This is a genomic window from Tardiphaga sp. OK246, from assembly GCF_900188215.1.
Classification (GTDB): domain Bacteria; phylum Pseudomonadota; class Alphaproteobacteria; order Rhizobiales; family Xanthobacteraceae; genus Tardiphaga; species Tardiphaga robiniae.
In genome coordinates this window covers 20,471-40,040 of the sequence record NZ_FZOX01000007.1, presented here as the reverse complement: position 1 = coordinate 40,040, position 19,570 = coordinate 20,471, and the positions used below count along the sequence as shown (strand labels likewise).

The 19,570-nt window shown below is 63.3% G+C and carries 16 protein-coding genes and 1 other RNA gene; 15 read left to right on the top strand and 2 right to left on the bottom strand.

The window, feature by feature from the left end; translation table 11 throughout:
• The first annotated feature begins 77 nt into the window (after positions 1–77).
• The 3 genes from CHC01_RS26475 to CHC01_RS26465 all read left to right on the top strand — a co-directional run bounded on the left by CHC01_RS26475 (position 78) and on the right by CHC01_RS26465 (position 3,873).
• Positions 78–1,880 carry an ABC transporter ATP-binding protein gene (locus tag CHC01_RS26475; RefSeq protein WP_089267572.1) on the top strand — a complete coding sequence of 601 codons (1,803 nt, stop codon included), beginning with the start codon at positions 78–80 and terminating at the stop codon, positions 1,878–1,880.
• Between the two features lie 209 nt (positions 1,881–2,089).
• The gene (locus CHC01_RS26470; protein ID WP_089267356.1) at positions 2,090–3,049 is read left to right on the top strand and encodes an AraC-like ligand-binding domain-containing protein; all 960 of its coding nucleotides are present in this window, start codon (positions 2,090–2,092) and stop codon (positions 3,047–3,049) included.
• A gap of 95 nt (positions 3,050–3,144) precedes the next feature.
• Complete coding sequence (locus CHC01_RS26465) at positions 3,145–3,873, top strand: alpha/beta hydrolase (RefSeq protein WP_089267355.1); 729 nt, start codon at positions 3,145–3,147, stop codon at positions 3,871–3,873.
• Between the two features lie 80 nt (positions 3,874–3,953).
• On the opposite strand, the gene rnpB is transcribed toward CHC01_RS26465, so the two are convergent.
• Positions 3,954–4,436: RNase P RNA component class A (rnpB, locus tag CHC01_RS26460), an RNA gene on the bottom strand.
• Positions 4,437–4,635: 199 nt separating this feature from the next.
• Between rnpB and CHC01_RS26455 the strand changes: the two genes are divergently transcribed.
• On the top strand, positions 4,636–4,986 hold the full coding sequence (locus CHC01_RS26455) for a YciI family protein (RefSeq protein ID WP_068732310.1): 351 nt from the start codon (positions 4,636–4,638) through the stop codon (positions 4,984–4,986).
• A gap of 4 nt (positions 4,987–4,990) precedes the next feature.
• A complete protein-coding gene (locus tag CHC01_RS26450) occupies positions 4,991–6,250 on the top strand; it encodes an RNA polymerase sigma factor (protein WP_089267354.1) in 1,260 nt (419 codons plus the stop codon).
• Here CHC01_RS26450 and CHC01_RS26445 read toward each other — a convergent pair.
• A complete protein-coding gene (locus tag CHC01_RS26445) occupies positions 6,247–7,098 on the bottom strand; it encodes an N-acetylmuramoyl-L-alanine amidase (protein ID WP_089267353.1) in 852 nt (283 codons plus the stop codon). The genes CHC01_RS26450 and CHC01_RS26445 overlap by 4 nt on opposite strands.
• A gap of 512 nt (positions 7,099–7,610) precedes the next feature.
• On the opposite strand from CHC01_RS26445, the gene rsmH reads away from it, so the two are divergent.
• The 10 genes from rsmH (at position 7,611) to murG (ending at position 19,542) form a co-directional block, all read left to right on the top strand.
• Positions 7,611–8,606, top strand: a complete 996-nt coding sequence (rsmH, locus tag CHC01_RS26440) for a 16S rRNA (cytosine(1402)-N(4))-methyltransferase RsmH (protein ID WP_089267352.1) — start codon at positions 7,611–7,613, stop codon at positions 8,604–8,606.
• A gap of 2 nt (positions 8,607–8,608) precedes the next feature.
• Positions 8,609–8,989 (top strand): cell division protein FtsL, encoded by a 381-nt coding sequence (ftsL, locus tag CHC01_RS26435; RefSeq protein WP_089267351.1) that lies wholly within the window; start codon positions 8,609–8,611, stop codon positions 8,987–8,989.
• Complete coding sequence (locus CHC01_RS26430; RefSeq protein ID WP_244558531.1) at positions 8,986–10,749, top strand: peptidoglycan D,D-transpeptidase FtsI family protein; 1,764 nt, start codon at positions 8,986–8,988, stop codon at positions 10,747–10,749. Before ftsL ends, CHC01_RS26430 begins: the two co-directional genes overlap by 4 nt.
• A gap of 93 nt (positions 10,750–10,842) precedes the next feature.
• Entirely contained in the window at positions 10,843–12,300 is a 1,458-nt protein-coding gene (locus tag CHC01_RS26425; RefSeq protein WP_089267350.1) for a UDP-N-acetylmuramoyl-L-alanyl-D-glutamate--2,6-diaminopimelate ligase, read from the top strand.
• Complete coding sequence (locus CHC01_RS26420; RefSeq protein WP_089267349.1) at positions 12,297–13,733, top strand: UDP-N-acetylmuramoylalanyl-D-glutamyl-2,6-diaminopimelate--D-alanyl-D-alanine ligase; 1,437 nt, start codon at positions 12,297–12,299, stop codon at positions 13,731–13,733. Before CHC01_RS26425 ends, CHC01_RS26420 begins: the two co-directional genes overlap by 4 nt.
• A gap of 10 nt (positions 13,734–13,743) precedes the next feature.
• A complete protein-coding gene (gene mraY / locus CHC01_RS26415; protein WP_068732324.1) occupies positions 13,744–14,826 on the top strand; it encodes a phospho-N-acetylmuramoyl-pentapeptide-transferase in 1,083 nt (360 codons plus the stop codon).
• Positions 14,827–14,998: 172 nt separating this feature from the next.
• Positions 14,999–16,396 carry a UDP-N-acetylmuramoyl-L-alanine--D-glutamate ligase gene (gene murD, locus CHC01_RS26410; protein WP_089267348.1) on the top strand — a complete coding sequence of 466 codons (1,398 nt, stop codon included), beginning with the start codon at positions 14,999–15,001 and terminating at the stop codon, positions 16,394–16,396.
• Positions 16,397–16,514: 118 nt separating this feature from the next.
• Positions 16,515–17,207 (top strand): nucleoside/nucleotide kinase family protein, encoded by a 693-nt coding sequence (locus CHC01_RS26405; RefSeq protein ID WP_210421716.1) that lies wholly within the window; start codon positions 16,515–16,517, stop codon positions 17,205–17,207.
• Between the two features lie 86 nt (positions 17,208–17,293).
• Positions 17,294–18,442: a putative lipid II flippase FtsW gene (ftsW, locus tag CHC01_RS26400; RefSeq protein WP_089267347.1), complete on the top strand. Its 1,149-nt coding sequence runs from the start codon at positions 17,294–17,296 to the stop codon at positions 18,440–18,442.
• The gene (gene murG / locus CHC01_RS26395) at positions 18,439–19,542 is read left to right on the top strand and encodes an undecaprenyldiphospho-muramoylpentapeptide beta-N-acetylglucosaminyltransferase (protein ID WP_089267346.1); all 1,104 of its coding nucleotides are present in this window, start codon (positions 18,439–18,441) and stop codon (positions 19,540–19,542) included. Before ftsW ends, murG begins: the two co-directional genes overlap by 4 nt.
• Positions 19,543–19,570: the final 28 nt, after the last annotated feature.

Genomic DNA, 19,570 nt, shown 5'->3' with positions numbered 1-19,570 from the left:
GGACGCTCGCGTTCGGCCCCGCCGTTGCGCGTCAAACCATGGAGCCGGTCTGCGCAGGGGCGCTGCCGGATGAAGTCATGACTCTGAAATCGAAGGACCGCGCCGCCGCCATCCGCGTGGTGATCCCTTTCGTGATCCGGCATTGGTTCCGGCAGCCCGGACGGGCGGCGACGGTTGCTGTCGGTCTGCTGGGCGCAACGGTGGCCGATCTGTTTATGCCGCTGTTCTCCGGGCAACTGGTCGATGCCGTCACCAAAGGCGGCGCCGATCCGGCGGCCCGGCAGGCGGCATTCACAGCCTTTGGCGCCATCGTGGCGGTTGGCGCGACGTCGATGCTGCTGCGGCTACTCGGCATCCACGCCATCGTTCCGTTCACGCTGCGCATCATGTCGGATCTGTCGCGCGAGGCATTCGCGCGCGTGCAGCGTTTCTCGACCGACTGGCACGCCAACAGCTTTGCGGGCTCCACGGTGCGCAAGGTCACGCGCGGAATGTGGGCGGTCGATCTGCTCAACGACACGCTGTTGATGGCGCTGCTGCCGTCGCTGGTGGTGTTGCTTGGCTCGATGCTGCTGCTCGGCTGGCACTGGCCGGCGCTGGGCGGTGTGATCGCTGTCGGTACGGTGGCCTATATCGCGATGACCGTGTGGTTCTCCACGCGTTACATCGCGCCGGCCGCGCGCGTGTCGAATGCATGGGACACCAAGGTTGGCGGTACGCTGGCGGATGCCCTGACCTGTAACGCCGTTGTGAAATCGTTCGGCGCGGAAAGCCGTGAGGACGGTCGGCTGGGGCAGGTGATCGGCCGCTGGCGCGTGCGCGTGGCGCGCACATGGTATCGCTACAACACCACGAGCACGGTGCAGCTCGCAGTGCTGCTCTGCGTGCGCACGGCGGTGATCGGCGGTGCGTTGTGGCTGTGGCTGCAAGGTCAGGCCACGGCAGGCGATGTCACCTATGTGCTGACGAGCTATGTCGTGATCCACGGCTATCTGCGTGATGTCGGCATGCACATCAACAACCTGCAGCGTTCGGTGAACGACATGGAGGAGCTTGTCGCGATTCATGATGTCGCGCTCGGCATCGCCGATGCGCCGGATGCGCAGCCGATTGCGATCACCGGCGGGCGCATCCTGTTCGACGACGTGACGTTCCACTATGGCGGTCATGCCACGCCGCTCTATGACGGGCTGTCGGTCGACATCCGCGCCGGCGAACGCGTCGGTCTGGTTGGGCGTTCAGGCTCCGGCAAGACGACCTTCGTGAAGCTGATCCAGCGGCTTTACGATGTGTCGGGTGGCCAGATCATGATCGACGGCCAGAACATCGCCGATGTCACGCAGGAATCGCTGCGCAGCCGGATTGCGATTGTGCAGCAGGATCCGATCCTGTTTCACCGTTCGCTGGCGGACAACATCGCCTATGGCCGGCCCGGCGCCAGCATGGCAGCGATTGAACAGGCGGCGCGACTGGCGAATGCGCATGACTTCATCACCCGGCTGCCGAAAGGCTACGGCACGCTGGTCGGTGAGCGCGGTGTGAAACTGTCGGGCGGCGAGCGGCAGCGTGTCGCGCTGGCGCGTGCATTCCTGGCGGACGCACCGGTGCTGATTCTGGACGAGGCGACATCGAGCCTCGATTCAGAGTCGGAGGCGTTGATCCAGGAGGCGATGGAGCGGTTGATGAAAGGCCGCACCTCGATCGTGATCGCGCATCGCCTGTCGACCGTGCGCAGCCTCGATCGCATTCTGGTGTTCGATCACGGGCACATCGCGGAAGAGGGCACCCATGCCACGCTCACAGCGCGACCGGGTGGCATCTATCGCGGTCTGTTCGAGCGTCAGGTGCTGGATCTCGATCGCACCGCCGCGGCGGAATGATATCAGGAAGGAACGGGGGCCGCCGTTGGCCCTCGTTCGCATTTCGGCGCATGTCGTCAATGCCTTCGTCCCCCCGTGGGGCGAACCGATTGTGGCGACGCTCGCGCGGTGGCGCCCGTCGTCGCAAAATCGGATCTCGTTGACAGTTCCTGCTTTGCGCAACACTCTGTCGATCCTGCGACCAGTATAGACCGTATTGGGGCTCGACGATGGATAGCTCGCCGGACATTCAGACATGGTCGACTGCTCTCGTCGAGCCGGAACGACGGCTGGATTACTGGATTTCCGCGGTCTGCGAAGGTTTTCTGGAGATGGATATCGCGAGCCTCGCGTCCGCGAGCTTTGCGTCCGAACTACAGCGCGGGCAGCTCGATGTGATTGGGGTCAATCAAGTTCGAGGCGATCCCCAGCATGTCTATCGCACCAGACGCGCCATCGCGCGCGGCCAGTCCAATTTTTACTATCTGCTTTGCAAGACCGACCGGAACTGGTCGGCCACGCAATGCGAGAGAACGGCGATGTTGCGCCCCCATGATCTTCTCCTGGTGGATTCGCGGCGCCCCTATGAATTTCATTTTCCGGTGACGTCGGACACGATTTCGCTGGAGCTGCCGATGGGATGGGTCGAGCGCTGGCTTACCGCGCCCGAGCAGCATCTTGGCCGGGTGATTGATGGACAGTCTGGCTGGGGACTGGCACTGAGCGGCTTCGTCCGGCAATGGTCACCGGAGCTGGCCGTTCGCAGTCCGCTGCCGGCGCCTCTCCTCGTCGATCAATTGGGAGCCCTGCTGGCTCTGACACTGGAAGGCGATGTGACGCAGTCGCCGGCGGAGACGTCCGGCACGGCCGCGCTAATTGATCGGATTCGTCGCGCTCTGCGCGAACGCTATGCCGAGCCCGGCCTCACTGCAGCGTCGATTGCCGCGCAACTGCAAATCTCGGAGCGCACGCTGCATCGCGGTCTCGCCAGCGCGTCCGTGACCTTTAGCGGGCTGCTTGCCGACTGCCGTATGTCAATGGCCCGCAAGATGCTGGCCGAGCCGCGCTTCGACCGTGTGAGTATCGGTGGCATCGGCCAGAAGGTCGGCCTGACGGATCCATCACATTTTATCCGCCAGTGCCGCAAATATCTGGGTGTGACACCTGGCGAGTTCAGGCGCCGACGATAGCCTGTGACGCAAATCGTCGATTGGGCTGGCACAATCCGGCCATCTGCCCGGCATGTCGGTGTTTATGAATGTCCGGGAAACATCGGGAGGATTGCATGGCAGATCTATACGTCCTGGTTCACGGCGCCTGGCACACGGGGAAGGAGATGGACGCGGTCGCCGGTCATCTGCGTGCGAGCGGGCATGTGGTTCATTGCCCGACGGTCGCTGGCAACAACGCAAATGACGACCGCAGCAGTGTTGGACTGACGCAAGCCATCGCTTCGATCGCGGATTACATCGAGAAGGAAGATCTGCGGAACATACGCCTTGTCGGACACAGCTATGGCGGCATGGTGATTTCAGGCGTCGCGGACCGTATGGCAGAACGCATCAAGCGGCTGGTCTATGTCAACGCCTTCGTTCCGCTGGACGGACAGTCGCTCAACGACATGGTGCCCCCGCATTACCTTGGTCTGTTCGATTCCATCGCTGCCGCCAACAACAACGCGGTGATGCTGCCGTTCGAAATCTGGCGTGACGCTTTTATCAACGATGCCGATTTCGGACTGGCGAAGTCGGCCTATGAGCAACTCAATCCGCATCCCTACAAGACATTCACCGACAAGATTTCGCTGAGCAAGCCTCTCGCCGAACTTGCGGTCGGGAAATCCTACGTGAATTGTCAGCAGGACATTGCGCTGCCACACAGCCTGCCATGGCATCCGCGACTATCCGAACGTCTTGGTCTGTTTCGACTGGTCGAATGTCCGGGCAGCCATGAAATGTTCTTCAGCAATCCTGCACGCCTCGCAGAGGCGATCATTCAGGCAGGACGGGACTGAAGCAGATTTATGTGCGGTCACCGGCGCCAGAACTGGCGAAGGGCCCGGCGTTTTGCGCCGGGCCCTTCGTTGTTCAGAAAGTTATCAGCCGGCCTGTAAGCCGGGTTCTGTAGGGCATCGCCGATTTGCACCGGCGATACGTGACGGCCATTCCTCTGGGACCATAGTTGCCTATGGCCTCAAGCAACCTACCCGGACAGCGAGCAAGACATTGCCCCGCAGTGTTATCGCTCAAGGTGAGCGAACTGACTGCTTTGCCGTCCCTATTCGGTTTTGCTCCCGGTGTGGTTTGCCATGCCGTTTCCGTTGCCGGATACGCGGTGCGCTCTTACCGCACCTTTTCACCCTTACCCGCCTTCACCCTTGCGGGTTGCGGCGTGGCGAGCCCGAGGGCCTGTCGCGCCGAAGCAGCGAAGCTGCGTAGGAGGGCGGTTCGTTCTCTGTGGCACTTTCCCTGGGGTCACCCCCGCCGGACGTTATCCGGCACCGTATGTCGATGGAGCCCGGACTTTCCTCTCCCGCAGCCTTTCGACCGTAGCGGGAGCGGCCGTCCAGCCGACTGACGGCACAGGCATGGAGGCTCAGGGCCGTGGCGTCAAGCCAGGAACGCGCGCAGTCTTTGCCAAAATAAATTATCCTGAAGATGTCGTTCTGCTGCCGGTTCGTTCGACTGACCGCATGATCCCGGAAAGTGGCAACCAGTTTTCGGACCCGATCATGCCCATGTCACGGCGAATGCGCCGCTCAAGAGGAGAGAACGCAATGCAGTATCTGCTGATGATCTACCAGAACGAAGCCGAATACGCGAAAATGGACGCCGCCACAGGCAAGAAGATGCTTGAGGAATATGGCGCGTTCACCCAGTCCATCGTCCAGAGCGGCAATTTCAAGGCCGGTGACCGGCTGCAACCGACGACCACAGCGACCACGGTGCAGGTGCGTGACGGCAAGATGCTCACCACCGATGGTCCGTTCGCCGAGACGCGCGAACAGCTCGCTGGTTACTATCTGGTCGACGCCAAGGATCTCGATGCCGCACTGGCGATTGCGGCGCGGATTCCCAGTGCGCGGGTCGGTTCAATCGAGGTGCGGCCGATCTGGGTCTATAACTGACACCATGACGCTGGCCGAAATCGACAGGATCTTTCGCAACGAGGCGGGTCGCGCGCTGGCGACGCTGATCCGCCTCGTCGGCGATTTCGATTTGGCTGAAGATGCGTTGCAGGATGCCTTCGCGGTTGCGCTTGAAAGATGGCCAACCGCCGAGCCGCCGGCAAATCCGCGTGCGTGGCTTGTCAATGTCGGCCGCAACAAGGCGATTGACCGTGTCAGGCGTCTGGTCTCGTTTCGCGGCAAGCAGCAACAGGTGACGCACGAGCTGTTGCTGAATGCGTGCGCAAATGACGATCGCTGTGATGACGCGGTTCTCGACGACGACATGTTGCGGCTGATTTTCATCTGCTGCCATCCGGCTTTCGCCGTGGAGGTGCAGGTGATGCTGACGCTGCGAACCGTCTGTGGATTGAGCACCGCTCAGGTGGCACGGGCGTTTCTGATCGGCGAAGACGCCATGGCGCAGCGTCTGGTCCGAGCCAAACAGAAGATCCGCATCGCCGGAATTCCCTATGAAGTGCCTGTGCGAGATGCGCTCGAACAGCGCCTGCGCGGCGTGTTGGCCGTGATCTATCTGGTTTTCACCGAAGGCTACGTTGCCACATCAGGTGACGATCTGATGCGGCCGGACCTGGCGCGGGAAGCAATCCGGCTGGCTCGTTTGCTTGATGCGCTGATGCCGCAGCGCCGCGAGATCAAAGGCCTGCTGGCGCTGATGCTGCTGCACGACGCGCGCCGCTCCGGTCGTGCGACGGGAGATGGCGATATCGTGCTGCTGGAAGCGCAGGATCGGTCGCTGTGGGATCACCAACAGATTGTCGAGGGATTGCGGCTGGTCGAGGACGCGTTGCACGCTCCGGGCCGACCCGATGACTACGTAGTGCAAGCCGCGATCGCCGCGCTGCATGCGCAGGCGCCAAGCTATCAAGCCACCGACTGGCCGCAGATCGCTGGGCTCTACGAAGTCCTGCTGCGGATCAGGCCATCGCCGGTGATCGAGCTCAACCATGCCGCCGCGGTAGCGATGGTCGATGGTCCGCTGCGTGCCTTGAATCTGGTCGACGCATTGCAGGCGAGGGGCGGACTCGACGGCTACGATCTGCTGCCGGCGGTGCGCGCCGACCTGTTGCGCCGTCTTGGCCGGCGCGATGCCGCCCGCGATGCGTATCATCGGGCCAGTGCGGCCACACAACTTGAGCCACTGCGCCGGCTTTACGCGCGGCGATTGGCTGAGCTGGACGAGATGACCGATCCGGAGATCTAGGCTGTCGCTTCGCTGGGCAGGCTGGCGAGCAGGGCCTGCAGCGTGGTCAGCGTCGAATGATCGACGAGACCGTCGACGCGCTCGGGACGGAAATGGCGCTGGAAGGCGGTGACCACTTCCATGGTCGGGGCATTGTACTGGCCATCGGTTTCGATGCCGTAGCCATAGCGCGCCAGGGCATGCTGCAGCGCCAATACGTCGTCGCCTGCAGTGCCGAGTTTCATAGTTTCGCCGCGCACGATCGGCGCCGGCATCACCCAGTGTCCGACGCCCGAATTGGCCAGCGAGTGCCACGGGAATTTTTCGCCGGGATCCTTCTTGCGCGAGGGCGAGACGTCGGAATGGCCGAGCACGCGATGCGGCTGCAGGTCATGACGCAGCATGATGCCGCGGCACAGCGCGGTGACGGCGGCGATCTGCCGGCTCGGAAAATCCGGATAGCCCCAGTCATGGCCGCGATTGATGATCTCGATGCCGATCGAGCAGGAATTGATGTCCTCTTCGCCGGCCCAGAAGCCGACGCCGGCGTGCCAGGCTCGCTTGGCTTCCGGCACCGTCTGCACGATGCGGCCATCCTCGAGCACAATGTAATGCGCAGAGACATCGGTGCCCGCGCTGCACAGGCGCGCGATCGCGCCTTCCGGATCGGGCATGCCGGTATAGTGCAGCACGATCATATCGGGCACGAGGCCCTTGTTACGGTCACCGAAATTCGGCGACGGGATCACGTCGGAAACGACGGATGAATCCGGGGTAAAGGTCGGCATGTCCGCGGCGCCCTTGGGAATCGGGAGGGCGCGTTGACGCTTGGAGTCGGATCCAGCGGGTGCGGACGTAGGTGAAGCCATCAGAAAACTCAAATCAGTCACGAGAACAGCGACAGATATCGGTTGCGCCGCAGGCGCGTACTATCCTCGACCGACACCTTGCTATGCAACGACTGCATGACAGTTTTGCCCCATTTTTATCCACTGTGGGCTTAAAGCATCAGCACTACGATGAAACCGGCATTTGCAATTGATCGATTGCTCTCCAACCCATCAACGCTTTCTTAACGCTAAGTGCCGTTACTGAGTGGTGAAGAGCCAACCTGAAAAGGGCGGCCAAAGTTCCATTTTGACGTTCAAATCCCATGGCAATCCCGACAAATCCATGCGGACGTCCGGCCTTTCCCGCGCCAAACGCGGGTGGCGCGTCGAATGGAACCCGCAATCGCGCGGCGACCGGGCTTTTCAGGAGGAAAAGCCAGGCGGCGCGCCGACAGTTGAGGCGACATGGGCCTGTTGGTGTCCAGCTTGATTTTGCGCCTCGATGCGAAGGAACGGAACGCGCTGTCTGCACGCCTCCGGCCGGCGCGCCCATGAGCACGCCCGATACAAGACATATCTCCGTTCTCGGCGTTGAAGCTGTCGACATGCTGAGCCCGCGGGCCGGGGGCATCTATGTCGATGCCACGTTCGGCGCCGGCGGTTACTCCCGCACGATCCTCGCGACGGAAGGAACCCGGGTCATCGCCATCGATCGCGACCGGACCGCCATCGCCGGTGGTTTCGATCTGGTCGACGCATCTGACGGCCATCTCACGCTGGTCGAGGATCGCTTCTCCAATCTCGCTGATGTGTGTGCTGCGCAGGGCGAGCCGCTCGTCGATGGCGTCGTGATGGATGTCGGCGTGTCGTCGATGCAGATCGATCAGGCCGAACGCGGCTTCTCGTTTCGTTTCGACGGCCCGCTCGACATGCGCATGAGCCAGCACGGGCCGACCGCGGCCGATGTGGTGGCGAAGGCCTCCGAGGCCGATCTCGCCAATATCATCTATATCTTCGGCGAGGAACGGCACTCCCGCTCCGTTGCGCGCGCGATCGTCGCGGCGCGCAAGGAAGCGCCGATCGAAACGACGAAACAGCTCGTCGATATCGTGCAGAAGGTCGTGTGGGCCAAGCCCGGCGAAATCCATCCGGCGACGCGGACATTCCAGGCGCTACGCATCTTCGTTAATGCAGAGCTCGATGAATTGCACACCGCGCTCGCCGCCGCCGAGCGCGTGCTGAAGCCGGGCGGCCGGCTGTCGGTGGTCTCGTTCCATTCGCTGGAAGACCGCATCGTCAAGAATTTCATGACCGAGCGCAGCAAGACCGGCGGCGGATCGCGGCATCTGCCCGAGGTCGCGCAATCGAAGCCGCGCTTCTCGCTGGTCAACAAGCGCCCGATCACTGCTGGCGACGAAGAACTCAAGGCCAATCCGCGCGCGCGGTCCGCGAAGCTGCGCGGCGCCGAGCGGACCGATGCGCCGGCACAGGATGCCGGCCCGTTGCCGGGCTGGCCGACGCTCGCTTCCGTGATGAGGGGAGGCTGACGATGCGGATCATCCACCTTCTCGTGATCGCCGTTCTCGTCTTCGCCGCCGCCTATGTCTATCGCATCAAGATGGAATCCACCGTGCGCACCGAGAAGGTGCTGCGCCTGCACGCCGATATTCGCGAGCAGCGCGATGCCATCGCGTCGCTGCGCGCCGAATGGGCCAAGCTGGATGCGCCGATGCGGCTGCAGGGTCTGGCTGAACGTCATCTCAAGCTCCAGCCGGTGACGGCGCAGCAATTCGACACGATGAAGAATCTGCCAGATCGGCCGCCGAACTTTGCCAAGCCCGGTGAGCCCGATCCGATCGGCGCGATGATCCACACCATCGATCCGGATATCGTGACCGGCTCGTTGCCGGCGCCGGAGGATCCGCAGTGACAGGTCCGCAACTCGACCCGAACAAACCGATCACCCGGCCGCCGGAGCCCTGGCGCCAGCGTCTGATCCGCAGTCTGCTCTACGGACGCAACGTCGATCGTGCAGCGAAAGCTCGCGCGCGCGTCGGTCTTGCGATGATCGCGTTCGGCGGCGTGTACGGCATCATTGCCGTGCGTCTGATCATGTTCGCCGTCAATGGCGACACCCATGCGGAGCGCCGCTCCACGCGTGACGCTATCGCCACCGCACGTCCCGATATCGTCGACCGCAACGGCGCGATCCTGGCGACCGACGTGAAGTCACCATCGCTGTTCTCGGAGCCACGTCGCATCATCGACAAGGACGAAGCGGTCGAATTGCTCACTGGCGCATTGCCCGATCTCGACGGCGCCGAAGTGCGCGAGCGGATCATGAGCAAGAAGGGCTTTGCCTGGCTGAAGCGCGAGATCACGCCGCAGCAGCAGCGCGACATTCATCGCCTCGGCATTCCCGGCATCGGCTTCCTGCGCGAGAACAAGCGCGTCTATCCGAGCGGCGCGGCGGTGTCGCATCTGATCGGCCTGACCAATATCGACAATCAGGGCATTGCCGGCATCGAGAAATGGCTCGACAGCAATGGCCTCGCGGATTTGCATCGCGCGGGCTTTGCTTCGGATCGTCTGCAGAAGCCGGTCGAACTCGCCGTCGACCTGCGCGTCGAGCACGCGCTGCGCGATGAACTGCTCAAGGCGAAGGCGAAGTACAGCGCCAAGGCGGCATCGGGTCTGGTGTCGAACGTGAAGACCGGCGAGATCGTCGCCATGGTCTCGCTGCCTGACTTCGATCCGAACAATCCGAAGGAAGCGCACGATCCCGACCGCATCAACCGCCTGACCACCGGCGTCTATGAAATGGGCTCGACCTTCAAGACCCTAACGCTGGCAATGGCGCTCGATAGCGGCAAGGCCAATCTCAATACGATGTATGACGCGCGCTATCCGCTGAGCTACGGCAAGTTCAAGATCCACGATACCCATCCGGTGCCGCGTCCGATCTCGCTCGCCGAAGTCTTCACTTTCTCGTCGAACGTCGGTGCTGCGAAGATCGCGCTCGGGCAGGGCGTCGAAGCGCACAAGGCGTTCCTGAAGAAAGTCGGCCAGCTCGATCGCCTGCGCACCGAACTGCCGGAAAGCGCGATGCCGATCGTGCCGAAGCGCTGGGGCGAGCTCAACACCATCACCATCGCATTCGGTCACGGCATGGCCGTGGCGCCGCTGCAGGCGGTGATGGGCGTCAATGCGATGATCAATGGCGGGCTGCTGATCCCGCCGACCTTCCTGAAGCGCACCGAGGAGGAAGCACGGGAGATCGGCAAGCGTGTTATCAAGAAAGAGACGAGCGACAAGGTGCGTTACATGATGCGCCTGAATGCCGAGGTCGGCTCGGCGCGGCAGGCGGAAGCGAGGGCCAAGGGTTACTATCTCGGCGGCAAGACCGGCACGGCCGAGAAGGTCGTCAACGGCCGCTATTCGAAGAAGCAGGTGCTGAATTCCTTTACCGCCGTGCTGCCGATGGACAATCCGCAATTCCAGGTTCTGGTGATGCTGGACGAGCCAAAGGCGCTGCCGGAAACCCATGGTTTCATCACCTCGGGCTGGAATGCGGTGCCGACGGGGGGCAATGTGATCGCCCGTATCGCGCCGCTTTTGGGGCTTGAGCCGCGCTTCGATCTGGCGCCGTCCGACCGCCTTATTCTTGCGACATCCAAGGTGACTCAGTAACGCCGCATCTGCGCTTTACAGCCGGTGCAAAATGCGGTTTGCGTGGCGTTGCGGAACCCGATGTGTCCCTCGATCTGGCCTGCCCGGAGCAGCATGAAACTACGCGATTTGTTCAACCCTGATGCCGTGATGGAGCAGTCCGCAAGGGACGTCACCGTCACCGGACTTGCTGTGGACAGCCGCGCAGTGAAACCGGGCGATCTGTTCTTTGCACTCGCCGGTGCGAAGACCGACGGTTCGCGTTTCATCGCGCAGGCACTGGCGTCAGGTGCCGTCGCCGTCGCCGGTGACCACAAGCCCGACGATCTGTCCGTCCCCTTTGTGCGCACGCCCAATCCGCGCCTTGCGCTGGCTCTCGCGGCGTCGAAATTCTATCCGCGTCAGCCTGCGGTCATTGCCGCCGTCACGGGGACGTCAGGCAAGACCTCTGTCGCATCCTTTGCGCGCGAGATCTGGGGCCGCCTCGGATATGCCTCTGCAAGCATCGGCACCATCGGTCTCGTCTCGCCGAAGCGCACCGTCTATGGCTCGCTCACCACGCCGGATCCGATCTCGCTGCACCAGCAGATCGACGAGATCACCGGCGAGGGCGTGACTCATCTCGCGCTCGAAGCTTCGTCGCATGGCCTCGATCAGTTCAGGCTTGACGGCGTGCGTGTCTCTGCGGCCGGCTTCACCAACCTGTCGCGCGATCACATGGACTACCATCCGGACGTCGCGCACTATCTCAGTGCCAAGCTGCGGCTGTTCCTCAATCTGGTCGTGGACGGCGGTGTCGCCGTGATCGCGGCCGATCACGAACATTCGCCGCAGGTGATCCATGCGGCACAGTCGCGCCACTTGCGCCTGATGAAAGTCGGTCGCAAGGGCGACGGCACAGGCGAGGGTATTCGCCTTGTGGACGCCACGGTCGAAGGCTTCGCGCAGAAACTCACGCTTGAGCATCGCGGCAAGAGCCATCAGATCAAGCTGCCGCTGGTCGGTGAATTTCAGATCGAGAACGCGTTGGTCGCGGCCGGCCTGGTAATCGGCACGGGCGGCGATGTTGATCAGACCTTCGCCGCGCTCGAACATCTCCAAGGCGCCAAAGGCCGTCTCGAGCAGGTCGGTGCGCACAACGGCGCGCCGGTGTTCGTCGATTACGCCCATAAGCCCGATGCGCTGGCAAAAGCACTGCAGGCGCTGCGCCCTTATGCGAAGCGCAAGCTCGTCGTGGTATTCGGCGCTGGTGGTGACCGCGATCCCGGCAAGCGGCCGCTGATGGGCGAGATCGCCAGTGAAAATGCCGACAGCGTGATCGTCACCGATGACAATCCGCGCAGCGAGAATCCCGCAAGCATCCGTGCGGCGATCATGGCCGCAGCAAAAGGCGCCACCGAAATCGGCGACCGCGCCGAGGCCATCCGCGTCGCTGTCGAAGGTCTGCAGCCCGGCGATGTCCTGCTGATCGCCGGCAAGGGCCACGAGACCGGACAGATCGTCGGTGATCGCACATTGCCTTTCAGCGATCACGAGGCCGCCGCAGCGGCGCTTGCCAAGAGGACTGCATGAGCGAGTTTCTTTGGACATCGGCCGCGATGGTCGACGCGATGCACGCCACGACCCAGGGCGCGCTGCCGGCGGGTATCACGGGCATCTCCATCGATACCCGCACCATCAAGCCGGGCGAGGCGTATTTCGCGATCAAGGGCGACGTGCATGACGGCCACGCCTTCGTCGAAGCCGCGCTGAAAGCTGGCGCGGGATTGGCCGTCGTCGAAGCCGCGCAGCGCGACAAGTTTCCCGCCGATGCGCGCCTGCTGGTGGTCGACGACGTGCTCGCAGCGCTCGTCGAACTCGGCATCGCGTCGCGTGCACGTCTGAAGGCGCCGATCATTGCGATCACCGGTTCGGTCGGCAAGACCTCGACCAAGGAAGCGCTGCGCCGCGTGCTGGAAGCGCAGGGCAAGACCCATGCCTCGGTCGCGTCGTTCAACAATCACTGGGGCGTGCCGCTGACGCTGGCGCGCTGCCCGGCCGATGTACGTTTCGCGATCTTCGAGATCGGTATGAATCACGCCGGCGAAATCGAGACGCTGGTGAAGATGGTCCGGCCGCATTACGCCGTCATCACCACCGTCGAGCCGGTGCATCTGGAATTCTTCGCCGGTGTCGAAGCGATCGCGGATGCGAAAGCCGAAATCTTTTTGGGGCTTGAGCCCGATGGCGTCGCGATCCTCAATCGCGACAATGCGCAATTCGCGCGGTTGCAGAAGAGCGCCAAGAAGGCAGGCGTCTCGCGCATCGTCTCGTTCGGTGCCGACCAGAAGGCTGAGGCGCGGTTGCTCGACGTCTCATTGCACCCAACCTGCTCGGCGGTGCACGCCAATATCCTCGGCCATGACGTCACCTACAAGCTCGGTATGCCCGGCCGCCACATGGCAATGAATTCGCTGGCGGTGCTGGCTGCAGCCGAACTGATGGGCGCCGATCTCGTCCATGCCGCCCTGACGCTGTCGCAGGTCGTGCCCGCTGCGGGCCGCGGCGCTCGCCATGTGCTCGAAGTGCCAGGCGGCGAGGCGACGCTGATCGATGAGAGCTACAATGCCAATCCGGCTTCGATGGCGGCCGCCATCAACGTGCTGGGCGCTGCGGCTGTCGGGCCAAAGGGCCGTCGCATTGCGGTGCTCGGCGACATGCTCGAACTCGGCGCCGATGGTGCGAAACTTCATGCCGGGTTGCTGGATGCGGTGCAGTCCAATGGCATCGATCTGGTATTTTGCTGTGGTCCCCTGATGCGCAACCTTTGGGACGCCCTTTCCACGGGCAAGCGGGGCGGCTATGCCGGGGATGCGGCGGCGCTCGAATCGCAGGTGCTGGCCGCGATCCGCGCCGGTGACGCCATCATGGTCAAGGGCTCGCTCGGCTCGAAGATGAAACCGATTGTCTCCGCGCTCGAAAAGCGCTTTCCCGGCAACGCCGCGCTCGACGACGCCGCGGTATAGGGCGGACTGAATGTTCTACTGGCTGATCGACTTCGCGGGCACCGTGCCGGTGTTCAACGTGTTCCGCTACATCACCTTCCGCACCGGCGGCGCAGTGGTCACCGGCGCACTGTTCGTGTTCCTGTTCGGACCCTGGATCATCGACAATCTGCGCCTGCGCCAGGGCAAAGGTCAGCCGATCCGCACCGACGGCCCGCAGTCGCATCTGGTCAAGGTGGGCACGCCGACCATGGGCGGGCTGATGATCCTGTCCGGCCTCGTAGTCTCCACGCTGCTCTGGGCCAATCCGCGCAATCCCTATGTTTGGATCGTGCTGGCGGTTACCCTCGGCTTCGGCTTCGTCGGTTTCTACGACGACTATCTCAAAGTGACCAAGCAGAGCCACAAGGGCTTTGCCGGTCGCACGCGGTTGCTGATCGAATTCATCATCGCGGGTGCCGCCTGTTTCGCCTTCGTCAAGCTCGGCCGCGATCCGCTGTCCTCCTCGCTGGTGATCCCGTTCCTCAAGGACGTGATCGTGAATTTCGGCTGGTTCTTCGTGCTGTTCGGTGCCTTCATCGTCGTCGGCGCCGGCAATGCCGTGAACCTCACTGACGGCCTCGATGGCCTCGCTATCGTACCTGTCATGATCGCGTCTGCCTCGTTCGGCATGATCGCCTATCTCGCCGGCAATGCGGTGTTCTCTGATTACCTGCAGATCAACTATGTTGCGGGGACCGGCGAACTCGCTGTGCTCTGCGGCGCGGTGCTCGGCGCAGGGCTTGGCTTCCTCTGGTTCAATGCGCCGCCGGCCTCGATCTTCATGGGCGATACCGGCTCGCTGGCATTGGGCGGCATGCTCGGCTCCATCGCGGTGGCCGTGAAGCACGAGATCGTGCTCGCGGTAATCGGCGGCCTGTTCGTGCTGGAGGCCGTGTCGGTGATCGTGCAGGTCACGTCGTTCAAGCTCACCGGCAAGCGCGTGTTCCGGATGGCGCCGATCCATCACCACTTCGAGCAGAAGGGCTGGACCGAGCCGCAGATCGTCATTCGCTTCTGGATCATCTCGGTGATGCTGGCGCTGGTCGGCCTCTCCACGCTGAAGCTGCGGTGATTGAAATGAGATGGAGCGCCGCGCGTAGTGCTCCCTCCCCCCTTGCGGGGGAGGGCCGGGGAGAGGGGTGCCACGCACGCCGGACGTCGCTTGTTGCCACCCCTCTCCCGGCGCTACGCGCCACCCTCTCCCGCAAGGGGAGAGGGGACAAGAAAGCAAACGGAGCGTTGCTTTGATCCCCGTCACCTCATTCGCCGGCAGGACCGTCGCCGTGTTCGGGCTCGGCGGCTCCGGCCTCGCGTCCTGCCACGCGCTGCAGGCGGGCGGCGCCGAAGTCATCGCCTGTGACGACAGCATCGACAGAATGGTCCAGGCCACGCAGGCCGGTTTCATTACCGCCGATTTGCGCACGGTGGCGTGGGGTGCCTTTGCCGCATTGATCCTGACGCCCGGCGTGCCGTTGACGCATCCGGCGCCGCATTGGACAGTCGTCGCTGCGAAGGCAGCCGGCGTCGAGGTTATCGGCGACATCGAATTATTCTGCCGCGAGCGCAAGTTGCATGCGCCCGATGCGCCCTTCGTTGCCATCACCGGCACCAACGGCAAATCGACGACGACGGCGCTCGTCGCGCATCTGATGCGCGAGGCGGGTTTCGATACGCAGATGGGCGGCAATATCGGTACCGCGATCCTGTCGCTCGAGCCACCGCGCGCTGGCCGCGTCCATGTGATCGAGATGTCGTCCTATCAGATCGATCTCACGCCCTCGCTCGATCCGTCGGTCGGCATCCTGCTGAATGTCACGCCCGATCATATCGATCGTCACGGCACGCTGGCGCATTACGCTGCGGTGAAAGAGCGTCTCGTCGCCGGCGTGCAGGCGGGCGGCACGGCGATCATCGGCGTCGATGACGACTGGTGCAGCAAGGCGGCCGATCGGATCGAGCAGTCCGGCAAGCGTGTGGTGCGCGTCTCCGTCGAGCATCCACTGGCCGATGGCCTCACCATCCGTGGCAGCACCATCGTGCGCAATGCCGGCGGCGCGCAGAGCGATGTCGTCGATATCGCGGGTATCGGCTCGCTGCGCGGCCTGCACAACGCGCAGAATGCAGCATGTGCCTCGGCGGCAGCGCTGGCACTGGGCGTCAGTCCGCCCGTTCTGCAGAAAGGTCTGCGCAGCTTTCCCGGTCTTGCGCATCGCATGGAGCAGGTCGGCCGTCAGGGTAGCACGCTGTTCGTCAATGACTCCAAGGGCACCAATGCTGACGCTGCGGCGAAAGCGCTGTCGTCCTTCAACGACATTTTCTGGATCGCCGGTGGCAAGCAGAAGGAAGGCGGCATCACGTCGCTGGCCGAATTCTTCCCGCGTATCCGTGGCGCCTATCTGATCGGCGAAGCGGCCAATGATTTTGCGCAGACGCTGGACGGCAAGGTGCCGTACGAGATCAGCGTCAGTCTCGACGTCGCCGTAGCCAATGCCGCCCGCGATGCCGCGGAAGCCGGCCTCGCGGAACCCGTCGTGCTGCTGTCGCCGGCTTGTGCGTCATTCGACCAATTCCGGAACTTTGAAATCCGTGGCGACCGGTTTCGGGAACTGGTGCTGGCGCTGGATGGGGTGAGGGCGGTTTAAGGCGCGATCTTCACGATCCGGTATCAGCCGACGTGTTCTGGCTCAGTCGAGGGAATATCACGCGGCTGTTGGGAGCCAACAGTCGAGGTCATGTGATCGCACCGTACAGGGGGCGTTGATGATTGAGCCGTCGGATGATCGCAAGGACACGTCGCCACTGATCGCAGAGATCGCCGAATTTATTCGGCATCATGCGACGGGCTCGATCCTCCGTGTCGGCATCGATGGCGTGGACGGTGTAGGCAAGACTGTGTTCGCTAACATGCTCGCACGTGTAATCGGCACGCTCGGACGGCCCATTATCCGCGCCTCTGTGGACAGCTTTCACAACACGCGCGAGATCCGATACCGGCAGGGGAAAACGTCTCCACATGGCTTTTACGCGGACTCCTACAATTATGTTGAGTTGCGGAAAGTACTGCTCGATCCACTCGGACCCGGCGGCTCGCGCGTCTATTGCCCTGCCATCTTCGATCACACCGTGAACGCCCCGGTCACCGCTTGCTGGTCGATTGCCGATCCCGATGCTGTCCTCGTCTTCGATGGCATTTTTCTGCACCGCCCGGAACTCAGGGACGTCTGGGACCTGTCGATTTTTCTGGATGCGCCATTCGCCATCACCATCCCGCGCGGCGCCGGTCGCGGCCCCGGATACGGATCGGCTGATGTGGATGCCGTGTCCAACCGGCGCTATATCGAAGGCCAGCGCCTGTATCTGCAAGAGAACGACCCGCAAAACCGCGCGAATCTCGTCATCGACTATTCCGATTTCACGCACCCTGCAGTCGCAGCCCGCCGCTGGCCGCCCTGAATGGGGCCAAATTTTCACAATCCATTAACCGTCTGGCAACCACGATGGCCCATCGATAGGAGTTCATCGACCCGCAGGACGCGCTTATGATCTCTCGCGAACAACGCACGCCGCTCAGCGAATGGTGGTGGACCGTGGACCGCCTGCTGCTGGCGGCGATCATCGCGCTGATGCTGGCCGGGGTTATCCTCTCGCTCGCGGCGTCGCCGCCGGTGGCGACCCGCATCGGGCTCGATCCGTTCCACTTCTTCAACCGGCATATCCTGTTTCTGGTGCCGTCGATTATCGTACTGATCGGCGTGTCCTTCATGACGCCGCGGCAGATCCGGCGCTCGGCGCTTGTGGTGTTCGCGATCTCTATCGTGCTGATCCTTGCGACCTTGCTGATCGGGCCGGAAGTGAAGGGCGCCAAGCGCTGGATCACCATTCTTGGCATCAACATCCAGGCGTCGGAATCCGCCAAGCCGGCTTTCGTCGTCATCGCCGCCTGGCTATTCTCGGAATCCGCGCGCAAGCCGGAGATGCCGGCGACCTCGATGGCGATCGTCCTGCTGATGATGCTGGTGTCGCTGCTGGTGATGCAGCCTGACTTCGGCCAGACCATGCTGATCCTGATGGCCTGGGGTTCGCTGTTCTTCATCGCCGGCATGCGCATGGTCTGGGTGTTCGGCCTCGGCGCTACCGCTGCGGGCGGACTCTTGATGGCTTACTTCCTGGTGCCGCACGTGGCCGGCCGTATCAAACGCTTCATGGATCCCGCCTCGGGCGACACGTTCCAGGTCGATACCGCGATGGAAGCGTTTTCGAATGGCGGCTGGTTCGGCCTCGGACCGGGCGAGGGCATCGCCAAGCGCAGCCTGCCGGACAGCCACACCGACTTCGTCTTCGCCGTCGGCGCTGAGGAGTTCGGCATCCTGCTGTGCCTCGCCGTGCTCAGCCTGTTCGCCTTCATCGTGATTCGCGCGATGTCGCGCGCTTACGCCACCGAAGATCTGTTCTCGCGCTTCGCTGCCTCGGGTCTCGCGATCCTGTTCGGCGTGCAGGCGGCGATCAACATGGCGGTGAATCTGCATCTGATCCCCGCCAAGGGCATGACGCTGCCCTTCATCTCCTATGGTGGTTCGTCGATGATCTCGCTGGCCTACAGTGTCGGCATGCTGCTCGCTTTGACGCGGATGCGCCCGCGCACCGAAGTCGAGGCGATCGACGCCCACGTCGCGCGCACTTACGCGTGATGAGCACCGCGCCCCTCATATTGCTTGCGGCGGGCGGCACCGGCGGACATCTGTTTCCGGCGGAAGCCCTCGGCGTTGCGCTGATGAAGCGCGGGCTGCGCGTCCGGCTCGTGACGGATGCGCGTGCGCTGAAATATAGCGGTCTGTTCTCACGCGAAATGATCGATGTGGTGCCGAGCGAGACGGTACGCTCCCGCAATCCCCTCTCGCTGGCCCGCACCGCGATCATGCTCGCTGCTGGCACCGCGATGGCGCTGAATCTGATGCGCAGCCTGAAGCCAGCGGCGGTGATCGGCTTCGGTGGCTATCCGACTGTGCCGCCACTGTTTGCCGCGCGTCTGTTCGGCATTCCCACCCTCATTCACGATTCCAACGCCGTGATGGGCCGCGCCAACCGCATGCTGTCCGGCAAGGTCAGCGCCATCGCGACGTCGTTGCCCGGCGTGCTCGACCGCGATCCCGAATTGTCGAAGAAGACCACCACGACAGGCACTCCGATGCGCCCGGCGATCCTCGCGGCCGCCGCCGTCCCCTATGCCGCGCCGGATCTCACCGGGCCATTCCGCTTGCTCGTCGTCGGCGGCAGCCAGGGCGCGCGCATCATGGCCGATATCGTGCCGCCGGCGATCGAGCGTCTCGAACCGGCGCTGTGGAATCGCCTCGTGCTGACGCAACAGGTGCGCGACGAAGACATGAGCCGCGTGCGCGCGGTCTATGACAAGCTCAAGATCAAGGCCGAACTCGCGCCGTTCTTCAGCGATCTCCCCGCGCGTCTCGCATCGAGCCAACTCGTGATCTCGCGCTCTGGTGCGGGCACCGTCGCCGAACTCGGCGCCATCGGGCGGCCGTCGATTCTGGTGCCGCTGCCCGGTGCGCTGGATCAGGATCAGTTCGCCAATGCCGGTGTGCTTGCCGATGCCGGCGGCGCACTCCGCATCGCGCAGGCCGATTTCACGCCGGATCGCCTGGCTGCTGAAATCTCGGCGCTGGCCGGCGAGCCGGCGCGGTTGACCGCGATGGCCTCAGGCGCCCGCAAGGTCGGCAAGCTCGACGCGGCAGAGCGGCTGGCGGATCTCGTCGCCAAGGTCGCGAAGATTTAGGTCATCGGTTCTGCTACACGTCGTCCCC

Coding starts and splice junctions, on each gene's coding strand:
- CHC01_RS26470 (WP_089267356.1), top strand. CDS start 2,090: ATGGATAGCTCGCCGGACATTCAGACATGGTCGACTGCTCTCGTCGAG.
- CHC01_RS26475 (WP_089267572.1), top strand. CDS start 78: ATGACTCTGAAATCGAAGGACCGCGCCGCCGCCATCCGCGTGGTGATC.
- CHC01_RS26425 (WP_089267350.1), top strand. CDS start 10,843: ATGAAACTACGCGATTTGTTCAACCCTGATGCCGTGATGGAGCAGTCC.
- mraY (WP_068732324.1), top strand. CDS start 13,744: ATGTTCTACTGGCTGATCGACTTCGCGGGCACCGTGCCGGTGTTCAAC.
- CHC01_RS26455 (WP_068732310.1), top strand. CDS start 4,636: ATGCAGTATCTGCTGATGATCTACCAGAACGAAGCCGAATACGCGAAA.
- CHC01_RS26405 (WP_210421716.1), top strand. CDS start 16,515: ATGATTGAGCCGTCGGATGATCGCAAGGACACGTCGCCACTGATCGCA.
- ftsW (WP_089267347.1), top strand. CDS start 17,294: ATGATCTCTCGCGAACAACGCACGCCGCTCAGCGAATGGTGGTGGACC.
- CHC01_RS26465 (WP_089267355.1), top strand. CDS start 3,145: ATGGCAGATCTATACGTCCTGGTTCACGGCGCCTGGCACACGGGGAAG.
- rsmH (WP_089267352.1), top strand. CDS start 7,611: ATGAGCACGCCCGATACAAGACATATCTCCGTTCTCGGCGTTGAAGCT.
- CHC01_RS26450 (WP_089267354.1), top strand. CDS start 4,991: ATGACGCTGGCCGAAATCGACAGGATCTTTCGCAACGAGGCGGGTCGC.
- CHC01_RS26420 (WP_089267349.1), top strand. CDS start 12,297: ATGAGCGAGTTTCTTTGGACATCGGCCGCGATGGTCGACGCGATGCAC.
- CHC01_RS26445 (WP_089267353.1), bottom strand. CDS start 7,098: ATGGCTTCACCTACGTCCGCACCCGCTGGATCCGACTCCAAGCGTCAA.
- ftsL (WP_089267351.1), top strand. CDS start 8,609: ATGCGGATCATCCACCTTCTCGTGATCGCCGTTCTCGTCTTCGCCGCC.